General features: G+C 76.0%; 9 protein-coding genes. All 9 read left to right on the top strand.

Features of this window, described 5'->3' with window-relative positions:
* The first annotated feature begins 306 nt into the window (after positions 1-306).
* The 9 genes from AQJ58_RS16235 to AQJ58_RS16195 all read left to right on the top strand — a co-directional run bounded on the left by AQJ58_RS16235 (position 307) and on the right by AQJ58_RS16195 (position 17,685).
* The gene (locus AQJ58_RS16235; protein ID WP_067250627.1) at positions 307-1,011 is read left to right on the top strand and encodes a Crp/Fnr family transcriptional regulator; all 705 of its coding nucleotides are present in this window, start codon (positions 307-309) and stop codon (positions 1,009-1,011) included.
* A gap of 258 nt (positions 1,012-1,269) precedes the next feature.
* Positions 1,270-2,220 (top strand): hypothetical protein, encoded by a 951-nt coding sequence (locus AQJ58_RS16230; RefSeq protein ID WP_159056253.1) that lies wholly within the window; start codon positions 1,270-1,272, stop codon positions 2,218-2,220.
* Positions 2,217-5,249, top strand: a complete 3,033-nt coding sequence (locus tag AQJ58_RS16225; RefSeq protein WP_067250621.1) for a hypothetical protein — start codon at positions 2,217-2,219, stop codon at positions 5,247-5,249. Before AQJ58_RS16230 ends, AQJ58_RS16225 begins: the two co-directional genes overlap by 4 nt.
* The gene (locus tag AQJ58_RS16220) at positions 5,246-6,613 is read left to right on the top strand and encodes a hypothetical protein (RefSeq protein ID WP_067250619.1); all 1,368 of its coding nucleotides are present in this window, start codon (positions 5,246-5,248) and stop codon (positions 6,611-6,613) included. Before AQJ58_RS16225 ends, AQJ58_RS16220 begins: the two co-directional genes overlap by 4 nt.
* Positions 6,610-7,122: a Pycsar system effector family protein gene (locus AQJ58_RS16215; protein WP_079078959.1), complete on the top strand. Its 513-nt coding sequence runs from the start codon at positions 6,610-6,612 to the stop codon at positions 7,120-7,122. The genes AQJ58_RS16220 and AQJ58_RS16215 overlap by 4 nt, the downstream gene beginning before the upstream one ends.
* A 192-nt stretch (positions 7,123-7,314) precedes the next feature.
* The gene (locus AQJ58_RS16210; protein ID WP_067250617.1) at positions 7,315-9,657 is read left to right on the top strand and encodes a vWA domain-containing protein; all 2,343 of its coding nucleotides are present in this window, start codon (positions 7,315-7,317) and stop codon (positions 9,655-9,657) included.
* Positions 9,658-9,800: 143 nt separating this feature from the next.
* Complete coding sequence (locus tag AQJ58_RS16205) at positions 9,801-13,814, top strand: tubulin-like doman-containing protein (RefSeq protein ID WP_079078958.1); 4,014 nt, start codon at positions 9,801-9,803, stop codon at positions 13,812-13,814.
* Positions 13,811-16,453, top strand: coding sequence for a hypothetical protein (locus tag AQJ58_RS16200; protein ID WP_067250611.1), 2,643 nt, complete (start codon positions 13,811-13,813; stop codon positions 16,451-16,453). The genes AQJ58_RS16205 and AQJ58_RS16200 overlap by 4 nt, the downstream gene beginning before the upstream one ends.
* Positions 16,447-17,685: a hypothetical protein gene (locus AQJ58_RS16195; RefSeq protein WP_067250609.1), complete on the top strand. Its 1,239-nt coding sequence runs from the start codon at positions 16,447-16,449 to the stop codon at positions 17,683-17,685. Before AQJ58_RS16200 ends, AQJ58_RS16195 begins: the two co-directional genes overlap by 7 nt.
* Positions 17,686-17,690: the final 5 nt, after the last annotated feature.

Here is a 17,690-nt window from a genome sequence, read left to right as displayed (position 1 = left end):
CAGGTCTGCCTGGGGTTGTCCGGACCGGCTCCGTAACAAGCCGGATATTTTAGTACGACGCTATGCTCGCCCTGTTCGAGTGGCCACACGAAGACGCCCGTTCGGGGCCGCCCGACCCCTCTGACCTGGTGTTCGACGGGGGAATGCGAGACGCGCCACACGCCCGGCGCACAGCCCCCGGGGACAAAGCCGCAGTTCAGGCCGCCTGACCCCTGACGTACCGTCACACACACCCGTGCATCCAGTAATCTCACTGCTCTTCACTCTTCCGGCGGGCCTGTCCGGCCGGGGCGCGAGGGGGCCCGCATGGCGCTGACGGACCGTACGCAACCGTTTCTGCACGCGCTCGCCCCGCCGCTGCGCGCTGACCTGCTGACCCTGGGCGCCGAACGCTCGTTCGCGCCGGGCGAGCACCTGATGCGGGAGAGCGAGCCCGGCCGGACCGTCGTCGTCCTGCTGGACGGCTGGTCGGCGGTCTCGATCAGCACCGGCCGCAGCTCCTACCGGCTGCTGCTGGCGCTGCGCGGACCGGGCGAACTGGTGGGTGAGATGGCCATGGCCGACGGCTCGCCGCGCAGCGCCACCGTCACCGCGCTCGGGCCGGTGCGCGCGGTGGTCGTGGGCATCGGCTCCTTCCGGCGCTTTGTCTCCGTCCACCCCGAGGCCGGCGGTCTGGTCATGGCCCAGCTCGCGTCCCGGCTGCGGGGCGCCGACGAGGAGCGCCGCTCGCTCGTCTCGCTGACCGTGCTGCAGCGCCTGGCGGCGCGATTGCTCGAGTTCGCCGAACTCCAGCAACCGGAGGGTCCCGGCCGGGAGACGGGGGACGCCCTGCCGGTCGACCTCGCGCAGCACGACCTCGCGGACGCCGTGGGGGCGACCCGCGAGGCGGTCGCGAAGGCGCTCAGGCCACTGCGGGACGCCGGTGCGGTACGGACCCGGCCGCGCCGCATCGAGATTCTCGACCGCAGCGTCCTGGAGGTTCTGGCGGCGGGCGCGAGCCTCGATTTCTGAGCCTTGGCCGCCCCTTTGCGGTGTGTGTGCACCCGTGTGCGGAGTGTGTCGCGTGGTCACCCATTCGGGGGGCGCGCGGTAGTGAAAAGAAGGGTGCGTGGTGTGCGCCCCGGGCGTGCGCCCTCGGCGATGCTCCCGGTCGAGCCTCGCAATGTGTAAACGGCTACATCCAGCCCAACCGGATTCCGGAATGCTGAACCCCGTTCATGCGAGCGGGGGGCGATGCAGGTGCCGAACGGCGCTGTCTACAAGTTCTTGATGAGTGTCGACGTACGGGGATCGGGGAGCCTGTCCCATGGCGCGAAACTGCGCATGCGACGGGATGTGTACGAGCTGACCGACCGGTCCTTCCGGGCCGTCGGTGTCGGTTCGGCGCAGATGCACCGGGAGGACCGGGGTGACGGCTTCATCGCCGCGCTCGACGCACGGGTGCCGCCCGCTCATCTGATCGGACCGTGGCTGGCCGAGGTCCACCAGGGGCTCCGGCCCCTCAACGAGGAGCGCAGCCGGCCGCTCGGTCTGCGGGTCGCCCTGCACGTCGGTCCCGTGGAGGAGGACGACAACGGACTGGCCGGCGAGGCGATGGACCTGGTCTGCCGGCTCGCCGACGCCGCCGTCACCCGGGCGGTGCTGGAGCGCTCTGGGCGGGACCTGGTGTGCGTGGCGTCCGAGCGGCTGTACCAGGACGTCATCCGGCACGGCGGGCGCTTCATCGAGCCGTCCGCCTACCGCTCGGCGTCGTTGACCCTCAAGGAGGGTCCGGCCCTCGCCTGGTTCCACGTGCCCGGCGAGCCCCGTCCGGTGGTGCCGGGGGACGAGGGATTCGCGCCTGACCGGACGGCCGGGGCGGTCGGGACGGACGAGTCGCAGGTGCGGGGCGAGCCGGAGCCGGTGGACCCGGCGGACCCGGTTGGCCCGGCGGACCCGGCGGACTCGACGGGTGTCCCGGGGCGCGGTGTCACGGAGCGCCGGGAGCGGCCGGCGCCTGTCGGCACCGGCGCCGACGGCACGCCCTCGCGGGCGGGCCGGAAGGAAGCCGTCCGGGTCCCTCACCGGGGAGGGGACCCGGACGGCGAACCGGGCGCCCACTTCGACATCGACGTGGCGGAGGGCGACAACTTCGTGATCACCGACTCCGTCGTGCGCGGGGGCCACTTCGGCAGACGGGTCTCCCGGGGTCCCCGCGACGGTGACGGAGGCGCCCGATGAGCGCGGACGGCGTCGGCGGGGCGGCGGCCGTGGGCCCCGCCCAGGCGCCGCAGCCGTGGGCCGCCGAGCGGGCCGGGGCACGGGTGCCGGGCGGCGAGCGGTACGACGACCGCGCATCCGGCGGCGGGGGCGCGGAGCACTACGGCGACCGGGACCACCGCTCCGACCGGGACGACCGCGACCGGGACCGGGACCGGGACGGCCGAGGCGACCGGCGCGGTGAGCGGGACGACGACCGCCGTGGCGAGCGGGACAACGGGGGAGGGGGCGAGGACCGCGGGCGGGACGGCCGGGACGAGCGGTCCGACGCCGGCGCTGAGGACGAGGCCGACCGGCGGGCGCGGGCGGAGTGGGAGGAACACCGGCAGCGGGAGGGTGAGCGCTTCCGGGACGCCATGCAGGACCCCCTCGCCTCCGACGGCGCCGCCGGGAGCACCCGGGCCGCCAACCGCGCCCGCTCCGAGGGGCGGGCCCGGTTCAGCATCCGCGGCAACAGCAGCGTGTTCGACCGCACCCGCTTCGGCCACGCCCACTTCGGCAACGTCTACCTGGGCGGCGACGACGGCGGCTCGGCCGTCCTGGGCGAGGTCCCGGAGGCGGAACTGCGCCGTCTGAGCCTGACCTACCGCGCCCCCGACGGCTACCAGCTCCTGAAGGACGCGCTGCGTGAGCGCCGGGTGCTGGTCCTCGTCGGGCCGCCCGGCACCGGACGCCGTACCACCGCGCTGTGCCTGCTGGAGGAACTGACCGGCGCCGGCGCCGGCGACGACGTCAAAGACCCGGGCCCGGGCCCGGACCCGGACCCGGACGCCGACGCCGACGCCGACGCCGACGCCGACGCCGACGCCGATGCCGACGGCGACGGCGACGGCGACGGCGATTTCGCTCCCGGCCGGGTGACCCGCCTGGACGTGTCCTCGCTGGGCCGGATCCTCCGCGACCCGGCCAGGGTCGCCCGACGGGTCGCGCGCGGTGGCGGGTTCGTCCTCCACCTGCCCGACCTGCCCGGTGACTGGACCCCGCCCGGCGAGGCCCACCTGGGTGCCCTCGCCGCGGCCCTGGCCCGGCGGGACGCCTACGCGGTCCTGGTCGCCTCCCCGTCCACCCCGGCCAGCGCCCTGCTCACCGGACGCCATGCCCTGCGCTGCCCCGCGCCCCCCGCCGGGGAACTGCTCTCCTGGCACCTGACCCGGCGGCTCGCGGACGCCGACGACGCGGGCCCGGACGCGCTGGACCGGGGAGAACGGATCCTGCGCCATCCGGCCCTGCGGCAGGCGCTGGGCATCCCGACGGCCCGGCTCCGCCCCGCCGAGACCGACGCGCTGGCGGAGCTGCTCGTACGTCACCTGCGGGGCGACCTGAGCCGGCCCGAACTCCTCGACCGGTGCGGCGACCTGGTGCGAGGTCAGGTCCGGGTCTGGTTCGCCGACGCCCGTCACCGGCCCGTCGTCACGGACACCGGCGAGCCCGGGCGGCCCGGCCGGGAGACGGCCGACGACGCGACCCGCGTCCTGCTGCGGCACCTGGCGTTCCGGGTCGCCCTGGCGGTCCTGGACGGCGAGGCCTTCAGCGCGGTGGCCGACGCGGCCGACCTGCTGACCCGGGAACTGCTGTCCGCCCGGATGCCCGGACGGGAGCACGGACGCCCGGTGTTCGCCGAGGACTGGGACGGCGTGCTCGCGGCGAGCCGCGCCGAGTTCGGGGAGGCCGAGGACGAGAGTCTGGCCGGGGTGCCGCTGCCGGTCCGCACGGTGCACTACCAGGGACCGGCGTTCGCGGGCGCCGTGCTCGCCGAGGTCTGGCAGAGCCACCACGCGGCCCGAGCGCCCGTCGTGCGCTGGCTGCGCGCCCTCGCGGACGACCCCCGGCCGCAGGTCTGGGTCCGCGCCGCCCTCGCCGCCGGCGAACTGTGCAGCGCGGACCCGGGGTACGGCTTCGCCGAACTGGTGGCCCCGCTCGCCTCCGCGCGCTCCCCGCGCCGGCGGTACGCGGCCGCCACGGCACTGGACCAGGCCGGGCGGCGCGAGCCGTACCGTACGGCCGTCCGGGGCGTCGTGGACGAGTGGGCGCACGCGGACGCGGCCGGCCTGCGCTGGACCGCCGCCCTGGTCCTGGGGCACGGCCGGGCCGAACCGGACACCCGCGCGGCCGTGGAACTGCTCGGCCGGCTCGGCACCCGGGACGAGGGCGCCCACCTCCAGGTCGCCTCGTACGCCCTGACCCGGCTGGCCGCCGGCAGCAGGGCCGCCGAGGCACTGACGCTGCTGGGTGAGTGGGCGGCCGAGATCACCGGGGACCGCCGCGACCTCGCGCTGCTGACCGGCGTACGGCTGTGCACGGCCCGCTGCGACGACTACTGGGAACCCGAGACCTCCGCCGACGACACCCCGGACGACCGGGGCGGACACCGGGGTGAGGAAGGCGCGGTCGCCGCGGGGGCCCCGGCGCGGGCGGCGCGACGGCCCGGCCGGGTGGGCGCCGAGACGGTGGCCGGTCCCGCCACGGCGCTGCGCATGCCGGGGCTGTGGCAGCCGGTCCCCACCCGGCCCGCCGTGCCCCGCGCCGACACCACGGCCGTCGACGACGGGATGGGCCTGCGCCGCGACTGGCCGCTGCCGCTCGCGCTCGCCGTCACCGTGCCGGAGGCCGCCGGGCCGTTGGCCGGGCTGCTCTGGCGGGTCTTCGACGGCCATCTCTCCGGCGAGCGGGCCCTGGACGGACTGTGCGGATGGCTGCGCGCGGCGGAACAGGACGCGGCGGTGACCGCCGACGGCCGCCGGACCTATGTGTTCGACCGGGACCGGCCACCGCCGGGCGAGCGGCCGGACGCGGCGGCGGGCGAACTGCTGCGGGCGCTGGTGTGGTTCCTCCCGCTGCTCGTGCGCGAGGAACGGGACTGGCAGCGGCTCGGCTGGGCCCTGGAGGCGATGGCCGCCGACCCGGCGGAACCGATGGACGAACGCTTCATGGGCCAGGTGCTCGACACGGTGGGGGCAGGCCTGCGGGCCGGAGGAAGGGAGCAGCGGTGATCGAGAACGGGCAGCCGGAGAGGGGCGGCCTTCCCGAGAACATCGCGGGACCGTATCTGCGGGAACGGGTGCTTCAGGGGGCCAGGTTCCGGCACACCAGCGCCGAGATCGCCTCGGTCGTCTACTACGAGGGGGGCGGCTGCAGCCTGGTGACCTCGAAGGGCACCGAGCACCTCGTGCCCCGGCGCTTCTACGCCCGGCCCGTGAGCGTCTGCGAGATAGCGAGGGGACGCCACACGACCGTCTTCAGCCTCGACCTGCCGGCGGCGGACGCCGCCTCCTGCTTCCGTACGAAGGTCACCGTGCGCTGGGAGGTGACGGACTTCCAACTCGTCGCGGAGAAACGCCTGTCCAGCATCGAGCGGGACCTCGGGCCGGAGATCGTCTCCCGGCTGCGGCAGGTTTCGGGACGGTTCGCGGTGGAGGACGCGCAGCGCGCCAACCAGGCCATCCTCGCCGAGACCGAGGCCGGGCGCTGGGCCGACCTCGGGGCCGACGCGGGCCTGCTCACCCAGATGTTCGTGGAGGTCAGCACCGACCAGATCCGGCTCGACCAGGTCGCGGAGGCGCGTAAGCAGACCGCGCAACAGGAGGAAGTGGCGCGCAGGTTCGCGGCCTGCTCCCGGCTGACGACCGGTTCGGCGGAGGACCGGCTCACGTACCTGATGGCCGTGGGCGGCAAGGAGGACGTGGCCGACGTGATCAACATGATGCGCGAGGACGAGGCCCAGGGCCGCCGCGAGACGCAGGAGTTCTTCCTGCGGATGCTTCAGCAGGGCCGGATCACCAGCCCCGAGCTGGAAGGGTTCCTGCGCACCAGGGTGCTCGCCTCGATGGCCCCAGGCGGCTTCACCCCGCCCGCCGTGCCCGCGCCCTTCGTCCCGGCGCCGAGGGAACTCCCGATGCGGGAGCCCGAACCGCGGCACGGTCCGGGGGGCCGGGACGCCGAGCCACCACGCGCACGCGTACCGGACGCACCGAACACCGCGTATCCGCCGGAGGGGTATGAGCCCGAGGCCTACGAGCCCGAGCCGTACGAGCCCAAGCCGTACGAGCCCGAGCCGTACGAGCCCAAGCCGTACGAGCCACCGGTCTACCACCCCGAGCCGTACCGTCCGGACCCGGAGCCGTACCGTCCCGCGCCGTACGACCGGCCCTCGTACGACGACCGGCCCTCGTACGACGAGCGGCCCTCGTACGACGAGCGGCCCTCGTACGACGAGCGCCCCCCGTACGACGACCGGCCCTCGTACGAGGACCGGGGCGCCGCCGACCGCGGTGGTGCCCGTCGCCGCAGGCGGGACGACGACTACTGGGACACCGCTCCGGAGCCGCCGGACGGCGGGGGACAGAGCGCCCGGTGACCGGGGGGCCGGGCTCGGCCGGTGAGCCGGACGCGCAGTTCGTGGCCGCGCGACTGCTGGCGGTGATCCGGGAGGACGCCGGACGGGCCGACGCCAAGGCGTCGTTCCTGCTGACACTCGTGATCGCGCTGCCCACCGTGCTACTGGGCATCACCGGCCTGCCGCACGGGCGGACGCCGGCCGCCCCGGTGCTGTTCGTCCTCGCGCTCGCCGGATGGCTGGCGGGGGCCGGCGCGCTGGTCCGCGTGGTCCTGCCGCGCAGCCGCACCCGGCGCAGCGGTCCGGGCCTCACCTACTACGTCGACGTCCTGGCCCTGCACGAGGACGGCGGCATGGAGGGGATCAGGGCGGCGGCGGTGCGGGCGGGGCGTGATCCGGCGGTCTGGCTGCTGACGCAGGCGGTCGACATCAGCGTCATCCTCGCCGAGAAGTACCGCTGGATCAGGTGGGGGGTCCTCTGGGTCCTCGTGGGTCTGGCCTGCGCCACGGCGGGATTTCTGACCGGCTGACCGGCTGACCGGCTGACGGCTGACAGCTGACCGGCTGACCGGCGCACGGCAGCGCACGGCAGCGCACAGAACAGGGCACTTTCAGAAGGCGAAGTGGGGATCGTGGGGAAACTATTCATCAGTCATGTCCGTAATGGGCGGGAATGTGCAAGACGTCAGGTCGCCCGCGGCGCCACCGCGCTGCTCGCGGCGATGCTGCTGGCCGGTACCGCCGCCGTGGGACAGGCGCCGGGGGCGGCCCGCGCGGCCGCCCCCGGCGACGCACCGGACCCGATCAGCCTGGCCGTGGCGGTCGACGAGTCCAGCAGCCTGAGCCGCCCCGACGTGGAACGCGAGCGGGACGCCGCCCAGCGCATCGCGCTGAGCGAGATATCCCCCGCCTCGCGGCTGACCGTGTTCGGCTTCGCCAGCGCGGACGACGACGCACAGCAGGCCGTCGACGAGGTGTGCCCGACGACGGCGCTGAGCGAGGTCGCCCGCGAGAAGCTCGGCGCCTGCGTCGGCAGACTCGACCGGAGACGCCCGGGGCAGGGCACCGGCACCGACTTCCCGGCCGCCATCCGGCAGGGCATCGCCCGTCTCTCCGAGGGGGACGGCTCCGCCCCGCGCATCCTCTTCCTGCTCACCGACGGCGTCCTGGACGTCAGCAGCAGCAAGGCCTACGGCGACGACAAGCGCAGCAGGCAGGCCAACGGCAGGCGGGAGCTGACGCGGGCCCTCGCCGAGGCCCGGGCGGCCCAGGTGCAGATCTGGCCGCTCGGTTTCGGTGACGTCGACGCGGCCGGCCTGCGCGAGATGGCGGCCGGCGGCTACCAGGGCGCCTGCGTCGACCTGCCCCAGGCCAAACCCGCCTCCCGGACCGTCGAGGACTCCGCCGCCCTGGGCGACGCGGTCCACAAGGCCTTCGCGAGCGCCCGCTGCCTCATCTCCGACCCCACCCACCAGGACACCCCGCCCGCCACGTTCCGGCTGCGGATCTCCCCGCTGGCCACCCTGGCCACCATCGTGGTCTCCAAGGGCGACCCGGAGGTCAGGGTGCGCATCCGCGCCCCGGGCGGCAAGGAGATCGACGGCAGCGGCGACGACGGCATCTCGTCCTACGAACTCACCGGCACCGACCAGGAGGTGGAGTCGCTGCGCATCGTGGCGCCCCGCCCCGGCACCTGGACCGTGAACCTGACCGCGCCCGAGGGCCACCGGGGAAAGCTTGCCAGCGTGGGGGTGCAGTGGCGCGGCGCGCTGCGGTCGTCGATCGTCATGACCCCCGCGTCCCCGCGGGCCGGCGAGCGGGCCACCGTGGGCCTCCAGCTCCAGACCTGGAACAACCGGCCGGTCGCCGACCCCGCCGACCTCAAGGTCCTCAAGGTGTCGGCGTCGCTGGAGGGCGACGGTTTCACCCGGCAGGCCGTCCGGCTCTCCGACGACGGGCAGGACGAGGACAGCCGGGCGGGCGACGGCCGGTTCACCGGCACCGTCACGATCCCGTCGACGGCGAAGGGCTCGCTCAAGGTGACCGGCGTGCTCACCGCCCTCGGACTCACCGCCGACCACCGGCCCTTCGTGACCGGCGTGACGCCCGTCAACCCGGACGTACAGGCCCACCTGGGCGTCCTTGACGCGACCGTGCACCCGGGCGGCCGGGTAGCCGTCACCCTCAAGGCGTCCGACGACTCCACCACCGCGCGCACGCTGCGCCTGGCCCTGGAGGACACGAGCCACGGCGACCTGACGGTGACTCCGTCGCGGGTGCGCCTCACCCCCGGGCAGACCCGGACCGTGCGGGCCGAGGTGCGCGTCGGACCCGACGTGACTCCCGGCCGGCTCTCCGCCAAGATCGTGGTCTACGACACGGCGCGCTCGGCACGGGTGCTGGACGCCCGCCTGGTGGCCGTACGGGTCACGCCCGAGCCGACCTGGCCGCAGAAGCACTGGCTCCTGCTGCTCGCCCTCGGTCTGCTGCTGGCGGCCGGCGCCGCGTTCGCCGGCTGGCGGCTGCTGGAGTCGCGGCGCGTCCACGACGTGCGCGGACTGGTCCTCACCCTCCTCGTCCCGGGCGGGGAGGGCCAGCCGGACCGCTCCGTCAGCACCATCACGGTGAAGACGAGCGGTCCGGAGTACTGCTTCGCCGTACTCACCGGCCAGGGCGGCGACCCCCGGCTGGTGCCGGACCGGCGGGGCCCGTACGCGGTACGGCGGGACGCCCAGCGCATGGCGCTGCTGCGCACGCCCGGGAAGAGCTCCGGCACCCGCGTCGACCACGGCAGGAGCGCACCGCTCTCCGACGGCCTGCTGCTGCGGATCGACTCGGCCGGCAGCCGGACGGGCCGCACCGGCGGGACGGGCCGCACCGGGGCGACGGGCGGGACCCAGCGACGGCCGGCCCGCGCCGGCGGCCGCTGGCCGTTCGCCCGGCAGGCCGGGCCCGGCCCGTCGGCATCCCGCCCGCCCCGCCGGGGCGAGGACACCCCGGCGTCCCGCCGCACCGACCGCGTACCCGCGTCCGGAGCGGAGCGCCCCTACGACCCCGACCTGTGACCGCGCGGCGAGGCCCGGCCACCACGCCGGCCACCAGGGCCCCGCCGCTCTCCCGCCCCATCACACCACCGGTCCGTAGCAGCGACCGGGCCACGCAGACACGCTGCCGGGCAGGCGACCGCCCGGGCAGAGGGGATCGCACGATGAAGATATTCCAGCCGATGCTGTTCGTCGGCCTGGGCGGCACGGGAGGCCTGGTAGGGGCCGAACTCGAGCGCCGCCTGCGCGCCGAACTCTGCGGGCCCGACGGCACCGCCCTCACCGGCGACGGCCGCCGGCTCCCGCACCAGCTGCCGGACTGCGTCCAGTTCGTGTACGCCGACTACAGCGAGGCGGAACTCGCCAAACTGCCGCACATCAGCGCCGAGCCGGCGCTGCGGCCGGCGTACTCCCGCACCGCGCGCGCCACCCACGACCTGCTGCCCGCCGAGTTCGACAGCTCTCCCGAGGTCACCCAGATGCTCCGGGCCGAGCTGCGCACCGAGGTCAGCGGCTGGCTGCCGCCGGTGGACGACGAACCCAAGGTCACCCCGCTGCGCAGCGGCGCCGGGCAACTGCCCACCGTCGGCCGGGCCGCGCTGTTCGCCACCCTGCGCGAGGGCCCCGCCCCCGTGCTGGAACCGCTGCGCCGCGCCATCGACGCGATCGGCCTGTCCGGCGGCGAACTCAGCGAACTGGGCGGCGGACCGCTCAGCGGCTGCGACGTGTTCGTCGCGTTCTCCGTGGCGGGCGGGACCGGCGCAGGGATCTTCCTGGACTACCTGTACCTGATCGGGCACGTCTTCCGGGAGAAGGGCCTGCCCGCCCGGATCTACCCGCTGGTGGTCATGCCCAAGGCCTTCCCGCCGGGCAAGGGCGGCGGACGCCGGGCCGAACTCAACGCCGCCCGTGCCGTGGTGGACCTGTCCCGGCTGGTGGACGAGCAGAACGTCCCCGACGCCAAGGCCAACCTGGGCGACACCGGCCGCCCCGACCCGACGGCCATGCGCTATCCCCAGATGCACCCGGTCCGGCTGCGCACCGGCACCGTACCGACGGCCTTCCTCTTCAGTCCCACCGCCGGCATCCGCCCCGACGACCTGCGCCGGTCCATGGTCTCGCTGGTGCTGTCCCTGATCGGCACGGACCTCGGCGACACCGGCAAGGGCACCGACCACGACGACCAGACGTTCGCCTCGAACTTCATCAACGGGGAGGTGGACCGCCGGACCCGCTCCGCCACCGGCATCGGCCACCGGGGCATCTCCACCAGCCTGGTCGCCGCCATGACCTCCCCCCTCGACGAACTCGCCGAACTGGTCGCGGCCCGGATGCTCGCCCTGGCGGTCCGCCGGCTCTCCGACCCGCAGGCGCACGCCTCGCTGGACATCCGCCCCCTGGTGCAGGAGATGTTCACCGCCGCCGGGATCGCCCCCGTCTGGCGCCGGGAGGCGCTGCCCGCACCCGAACCCGACCCCGTGCCCAAGGGCACTACGGAGATCCAGCAGGCGCTGCGCAACCGGCTGGAGGAGATGCAGCGGCTGCTCGACGAACTGGAGACCCGCCTCCAGCGGCAGATGCCCGCGTGGGCGGACGCCTTCGTCCCCCGGGTGGCCGCGGAACAGATGCTGCGCAAGGTCGACCTGCTGAGCCTGGAGGCCGTCGTCAAGGGCGTGCCCGGCCAGTCCGGCGCCGTCGGCCTCGGCTTCCTGGGGATGCTGGAGAACCGCCGCCAGGAACCGGCCCGCCCGGACGGCGTCGAGATCCAGCCGCCCTCCGTGCCCCGCATCCACCGCCGGGCCGGCGGTCTGTCCCGGGCCCGCTGGGGCGACGAGGAGGTCCTCGCCGCCCTCGCCGAACAGGACCTCTGGTACGAGTGGCGGGCCAAGGACATCTGGAACCGCGCCTGGGACCGGCAGGAGCCGCGCTGGCGCCGGGCGGCGGAGGAGCTCCGGCACGAGATCGGCCAGCTCGTCGAGGCCTTCGACAAGCACCTGGAGGAGGAACCGCGGGCCTGGGCCGCCGGACTGAAGGAGCTGTACGACGACCGGGCCGGCGTCTCCTACCTGCTCCCGCCGCAGAGCAGCCTGCGCGACTTCTACGAGGACCTGATCGACCGTCTCGTGGAGAGCGCCCAGCTCGGGCGCTCCGGCGACGAGGCGGACCTGCTGACCCACCTGGTCTCGGCCGACCACTGGGAGGCCGCCTTCACCACCGGGCGCCGCAACCCGGCCGCCGCCGTCGCCGAGGTCAAGACCGTCCTGCAGAAACGGGTCGAGCAGCTGTTCGCCGAACCGGGCACCCAGCAGCGCGCCCAGCCGCTGCTGCCCGCCATGGGGACGCTGCTGTCCGCGGCCGTCGGCGACGGCCAGGCCGTCCGGCAGGTCAGCAAGCCCGCCCTGGAGCAGTTCACCTACAAGCTCGCCGGACTGCTCCCCGCCGGTTTCACCCCCGAGGGCAACGGCCCGCTGAAGGTCCTCATCACCTACCCCAGCACCCATGGCCGCCGCACCGTGGTGGAGGACTACCTGGAGAAGCGGCTGCACCTGCCCAAGGGCCGCCGCAGCATCGTCTTCCGCCCCGTCGACACGGCCTCGATCACCGTCGTGCTGTTCCGCAGCGAGATGAGCCTGACCGAGGTGCCCGGCGCCCGGGAGGTCATGCGCCAGTGGGCCCGTGCGCAGGAGAGCCGCCGGGACGACGACGCCCTGCGCTGGCGGCAGCGGCTCGGCTACCAGGACCCCTGGCTGGCCAGCACCGCCGACGACCGCAGACACATCCTGCAGCGGCTGCTCTGCGTCATCTGGAACGGCCGGGTCGACGTCCAGGGCGACCCGGCGTCCCCGCGGCGCGTGACGCTGCGGCTGCACGACGAGATGGGCCCCGAGGTCCCCGGTCTGACCCTCCGGCTGGACGACTACCGCGACGGGGTGTCGAGCTGGGCGAGCCTGCTGCGCGCCTACGAGCGCTGGGCGCTGCTGGAGGAGGACGCGGTCGTCGGATCGTACTGCCGGGTCCTCATGGACACCCTGCCCGCCGGTCTCGGCACCTCCGGCAGTCGCCCCTCGCCGCTCTACCTCAAACTGGTCCACGAGGTGGCGCCGCACCAGCTGTCCCTGCTGGCCGAGCGGGAGCGGATGTACGGCGGCCGCATCGCCGAATGGCTGCGCCCGCTGCGGGAGTTCTGGTCCGTGGCCCTGCCCGGCGCCCTCGACCTCGCGTTCCCCAACGAGCAGCGCGCGGTGCAGTCGACGCTGCGGGGGCTGGAGGAGTGGACCCGTATCGGCCCGGTGCCCGCGCCCCGGCGCGAGGACCCGCCCGCGTCCCGCCCGCCCCACGGCGCCCCTCGGCGCGGCGCCGGCCCGGCCGCCTCGCCGTGGCAGGGCCCGGCGGCCGCCGAGACGGCCGCCAACGGCACCCTCCACTGGCCCGGAGCCACATCCGGCGGACCGGGCACCCCGGCCGACGGCCCCGGTTCCTCGCGTACGTTCGCCAACGGTGCGGCCGGGTGGTCGGGCGTCAGCGGCCCGGGTTCGTCGGGCACGTCCGCCGGCGGTCCGGCCGGGTGGTCGGGCACCGGCGGGCCGGGTTCGTCGGGGGCGTCGGGTGGGTCGGCCAACGGTGCGGCCGGGTGGTCGGGCACCGGCGGTCCGGGTGCTTCGGGTGGGGCGGCCAACGGTGCGGCCGGGTGGTCCGGCACTGGCGGACCGGTTGCGTCGGGTGGGTCGGCCGGTGGTCCGGCCGGGTGGTCGGGCACCGGCGGGCCGGGTTCGTCCGGTACGGCGGCCGACGGCGCTGCCGGATGGTCCGGCGCCGGTGCCGGGCACCCCGCGAGGGCGGCCGACAGCGCCGATCACTCCGCCCCGGGGGCGAACGGCGCGCACCGCCCGGCCGAAGGCCCCGCGTACCCGGGCCCGGGCTCCGCCCCCGGCGCCCCGGCCGACGGGGCGCCGCCCCCCTGGCCCGGCGGGGGAGGGGCCCACGTGCCCACCGCGGGCCGCACCGTCCCCGTCACCGAGCAGCCCACCGGCTACCCGCCCTACCCGGACCGCGCGCCCGCGGACGCCCCCTGGCCCGGCGGCGACGCCTCGGTGCCCTGGGGGATCGCCGACGGCGACGGCCAGGACGAATGGGACGACGCGGACGAGCACGACCCCTGGAAGGGAGACCCCCGGTGAACGACGCGAGGCCCGAGGACGGCGTGGCCGTCCTCGATCTGCGGCCGCCGCCGGGCCGTCCCGCCGACCCCGCCGCCACCGACCGGGCCCTGCGTGAACAGCTCGGCCGTGCCCGCCTCGGCGGCCACGCCCCCCGCCGCCTCCTCCTCCTGGACACGGCGGAGGGCCTGACCGTCCACACCGAGCTGTACGAACGCGTCATGGCGTATCCGGCCCGGACCGCGCCGCGCGTCCTGTGCGTGGTCGTCGGGGACCCCGCCCCCGCCGCCGCCCACGTCCCCGGCCGCCGGCTGCGGCTGCCGACCGTGCTGCGCACCGCCGGAGCCGGGGTGCTCTGGGTCTCCGACCCGCAGTGCGGCGCGGAGGAGGGGCACGACCGCCCCCTCGGCGACGAGGCCGCCGTCACACTGCTCGTCGAGCTGCTGGGCCCGCCGGAGCTGTTCGACGAGGTGCTGGAAGCCGTCCTGGGCTGTCCGTCCGCGACAGCCGCACTGTCCGCCAGGGTCCTCGCCTACGACCTTCCGGCCGACGCCCGCGACCGGGCCTGGCACGCGGCACTCGCCCGGTTCGCCGGCGACCCCGCCGCCCGGCCCCCGGCCGACGGGGCCGACCTGGCGCCCGCCGAGCTGCCCAGGCCCCTGGCCGAACTGCTGTCGGCCGCCCCGGGCGGGGCCCCCGACCGGCTGCTGCGCCCCGGCGGGCCCGCCGCGGCCGACCGCGACGCCTGCGCCGACGCCCTGGCCGCCGCCGAGACGGCATGGTCGGACCTGGCCCGGCCGGTCGCGCTGCTGACCGGCGGAGCCGCCGCGCAGGCCCTGCCCCGTGCGCTGGAGGACGCCTCGCACGCCCTGCGCCGCTACCGCGAGGTCGTCGCGCGCGTCCTCCGCGAGGGCGGGGCGCCCGGGGCGGCGCCCGCCGAGTCCGCCGCCGTCCTCGACCGGCTGGGCATCACACCGCCGGCGGCCGCGCGCTCCACGGCAGCGTCCGCCCAGAGCACCGAGGAGGAACTCGGCACCTTCACCCTCGGCCTGCTCTCCCGGGGCCTGGCCCTGCACACGGTCGCGGGCCGGCTCACCTCGCTGTCCGAACGGGTCGCCCCCGTACCGGCCGCGGGCCTCGCCGCCCGACTGGACCGGCGCCCGCCCGACGACCCCACCGGGGCGGTCGGGGCCGTCGGCGCGGTCGGGGCCGTCGGGGTCGACCATCCGTTCCACGCCTCCTCCGCCGGTCCCGGGCGGCTCGCCGCCGTCGCGGCGCTCCTCGCCCTGGCCGGAGCGGTGCGCTGGCCGGGCACCCTGCTGGCGCTGCTGCCGGTGCTGGTGCTGCTGGCGGGCGGCGCCCTGGCCGCCGCCCGGCGACCGAAAGCGGCCGTACGCGGCCCGATCAGGCAGTACGCCGTCCCCCGGGCGGTGTCCGCCGCAGTGGGCACCGTCGGCGGGTTCCTGCTGGGGCGGGCGCTGGACCCGCCCCTGTGGGCGGGCGTCGTCGGCGCGGCGCTGGCGGCGCTGGTCTGCGCGTTACTGTGCTGCGTCGACTGGGTGCGGGACGTCGACGACTGGTGCGAGCGCTCCGGACTCGCCGTCCTGCGCGAAGAGCTGGACCGGGTGGACTCGGTGCTGGCCGAGGCGATGCGGCAGCAGTGGTGGGCCGCCGGCGAACGCACCCGGTGCGCCGACTCCGCCCGCGCCCTGGCCGTGGTGCTGCGCCGCAGCGCCGCCGAGGCCCACGAGGGCCGTACCGCCACGGGCGCGCGCGTCCCCGGCCCCGCCGGGCCGCCCGACGCCGCGGAGCCCGCCGTACGGCACGACGACGGCTGGACCGGTGAGGCATGGCCGGACGACGACTGGTCCGAGGGCCGGTGGCACGAGGACACGGCGGGTACGGGAGACGCCGACCCCTGGCTGCAGGACGGTCCCCGGGAGGAAGCGGCGCCCCCGCACGGGACCTGGGAACCCGCCCCCGGAGACGACCGGCCCGTGGTCCCCGGAACACCGCCCTGGCTGGTGCACACCAGCGCCGACGGCGGCCCGGAGCTGCTGCCCACGCTGGTCGCCGACCTCGCGGACGCCACCGTCGACGCCCTCCGCCGGTTCTGGGGCGTCGCGGCACCGGCCCCGTCCGCGCACCGGCATGCCGACACCCTCGCGCACGCCGTCCGCGACGGGTTCGGCACCGCCCGCCGCCATCTGGAGCTCTGCGGGGTGATGGCGGCGCCGCCCTTCACCCGGCCCGGACGGGGACGCGGCGACGCCATGGCCCTGCTGGGCAGCGGCATCATGCCCGTGCGGGAGGCACTGGCCCCCGAGGCCGTCGACCGGCTGCGGTCGCTGTGCTCGCCCGCCCAGCTGCCGCTGCTCAGCCGCGATCCGGCGGCCATGCGGGTCATCCGCTTCGCGCCGCGCGCGGTGCGCACCGCGCTGGGGACGGCCCCCGTGGCCGAGTCCGACGACACCGTGTGGATGTCGTCCGGCCGTCTCGTCGGCGCGATCAGAGTGACCGCCCTGCGCCCGGGAGCGGTCGAGACGGTACGCGTCCGGGTCCGCCCCCCGGACGACGCGGTGGACGACGCGGTGGACGACGTGGGGGACAGGGCCGACAGCGGCCTGTCGCACGGTGACAGTGGGGGAGCCTCATGGTGAACGACCGACACCCGGGACCGCAGGGCAGCAGCCCCGGCACACCGGCCGACGCCGACCGGTCAGCGGCCGCCGGTGAGTTCGGCGAACTGACCATGGTCTCGGCGCAGGGCGCCCCGATGCGGGTCAAGGCCCGCTTCGGCGCCGACCTGCCGCGCATGGTCCGCCCGCCCGCCGTGGGCCGGCGGGTGCAGCTCCCGGACGACCGGTCCGGCCTGCAGGTCCGGCTGCCCGAGACCGAACTCGGCAACGACACGGCACAGACCGCCATGGAGGCCGAGATCGCCGCCGCGCTCACCCTGCACCGCGCCTACTCCGGAACCCGCTACAGCGGCCTGTTCCCGGTCCCGGTCGGCCACGACGTCAACGCCGCGGAGCCCTTCATCGTCTACGCCGCCCCCCGGGGCTCCTCCGTCGCCGCCCTCGCCCAGGGCGTGTCCACCAGCCAGCAGCGCGTCATCGAACGCGACCTCGTGCTCGCCGTACGGCTCATGGAGGCCGTGGGCCTGGTCCACCAGGGGATCGTCCCGGCCGCCGTACGCTGGGACGAGCACGGCATCCAGCTCTGGGACCTCGGTTCCGTCACCCGGCTCGGCCTCCCCCGCAGACCGTTCGGCATCCCGCCCTACGCCTCCCCCGAACAGCGGGCCGGCGAGGGCCTCACGGACGCCCGCGACGCGCTGTGGAGCGTGGGCCAGGTGATGCACCAGCTGGTCACCGGCCGCCCCGGGCACCTCGACGGACCGTCCGCGGACCTCACGGCACACCCCTCGCTCGCCCAGACGCTCGCACCCGTCTTCGCCCCCCGGGCCGCCGACCGGCCGCAGCCAGGCCAGCTGCTGCACCTGCTCATGCCCGGCGCCGGAGCAGACGTCCCCGCCGCGGGCAAGCCGGATCCCCTCGACCCCTACCGGCGCGACTTCGACACCGCGCTGCGCCGCAAACGCGCCTCCCTGCGCCGTACCCCGCCGCCGCCACCCGTCGCCCCGCCCCCGCAGGAGCCGCCGTGGCACGCGTCGGCGCCGGAGACCGCCGGCGACCGCTCGACGGGCCCGACCGGCTCGTCGGGCCCCGACCGCCCGCTCGGCCCGCCCGGCCCGCTCGGTCCACTCGGTCCGGCCGATCCCGCCGCTTCGGCCGCTTCGGCCGGTGACGACAGCACCTGGTTCTACGGCGGCAGCACGACCGCACAGGATCCCGAAACCGCAGGTACCGAAAGGGGTGGCTACCGGTGAGCCCC

The organism is Streptomyces sp. DSM 15324, from assembly GCF_001514285.1.
Classification (GTDB): Bacteria; Actinomycetota; Actinomycetes; order Streptomycetales; family Streptomycetaceae; genus Streptomyces.
Note: the sequence above shows the minus strand (reverse complement) of the source record. Positions and strands in the feature narration are given on the sequence as shown.

Bases quoted from the DNA above. Each gene is read 5' to 3' on its own strand.
- AQJ58_RS16235 (WP_067250627.1), top strand. From the start codon at position 307: ATGGCGCTGACGGACCGTACGCAACCGTTTCTGCACGCGCTCGCCCCG.
- AQJ58_RS16230 (WP_159056253.1), top strand. From the start codon at position 1,270: ATGAGTGTCGACGTACGGGGATCGGGGAGCCTGTCCCATGGCGCGAAA.
- AQJ58_RS16225 (WP_067250621.1), top strand. From the start codon at position 2,217: ATGAGCGCGGACGGCGTCGGCGGGGCGGCGGCCGTGGGCCCCGCCCAG.
- AQJ58_RS16210 (WP_067250617.1), top strand. From the start codon at position 7,315: ATGCTGCTGGCCGGTACCGCCGCCGTGGGACAGGCGCCGGGGGCGGCC.
- AQJ58_RS16205 (WP_079078958.1), top strand. From the start codon at position 9,801: ATGAAGATATTCCAGCCGATGCTGTTCGTCGGCCTGGGCGGCACGGGA.
- AQJ58_RS16195 (WP_067250609.1), top strand. From the start codon at position 16,447: ATGGTGAACGACCGACACCCGGGACCGCAGGGCAGCAGCCCCGGCACA.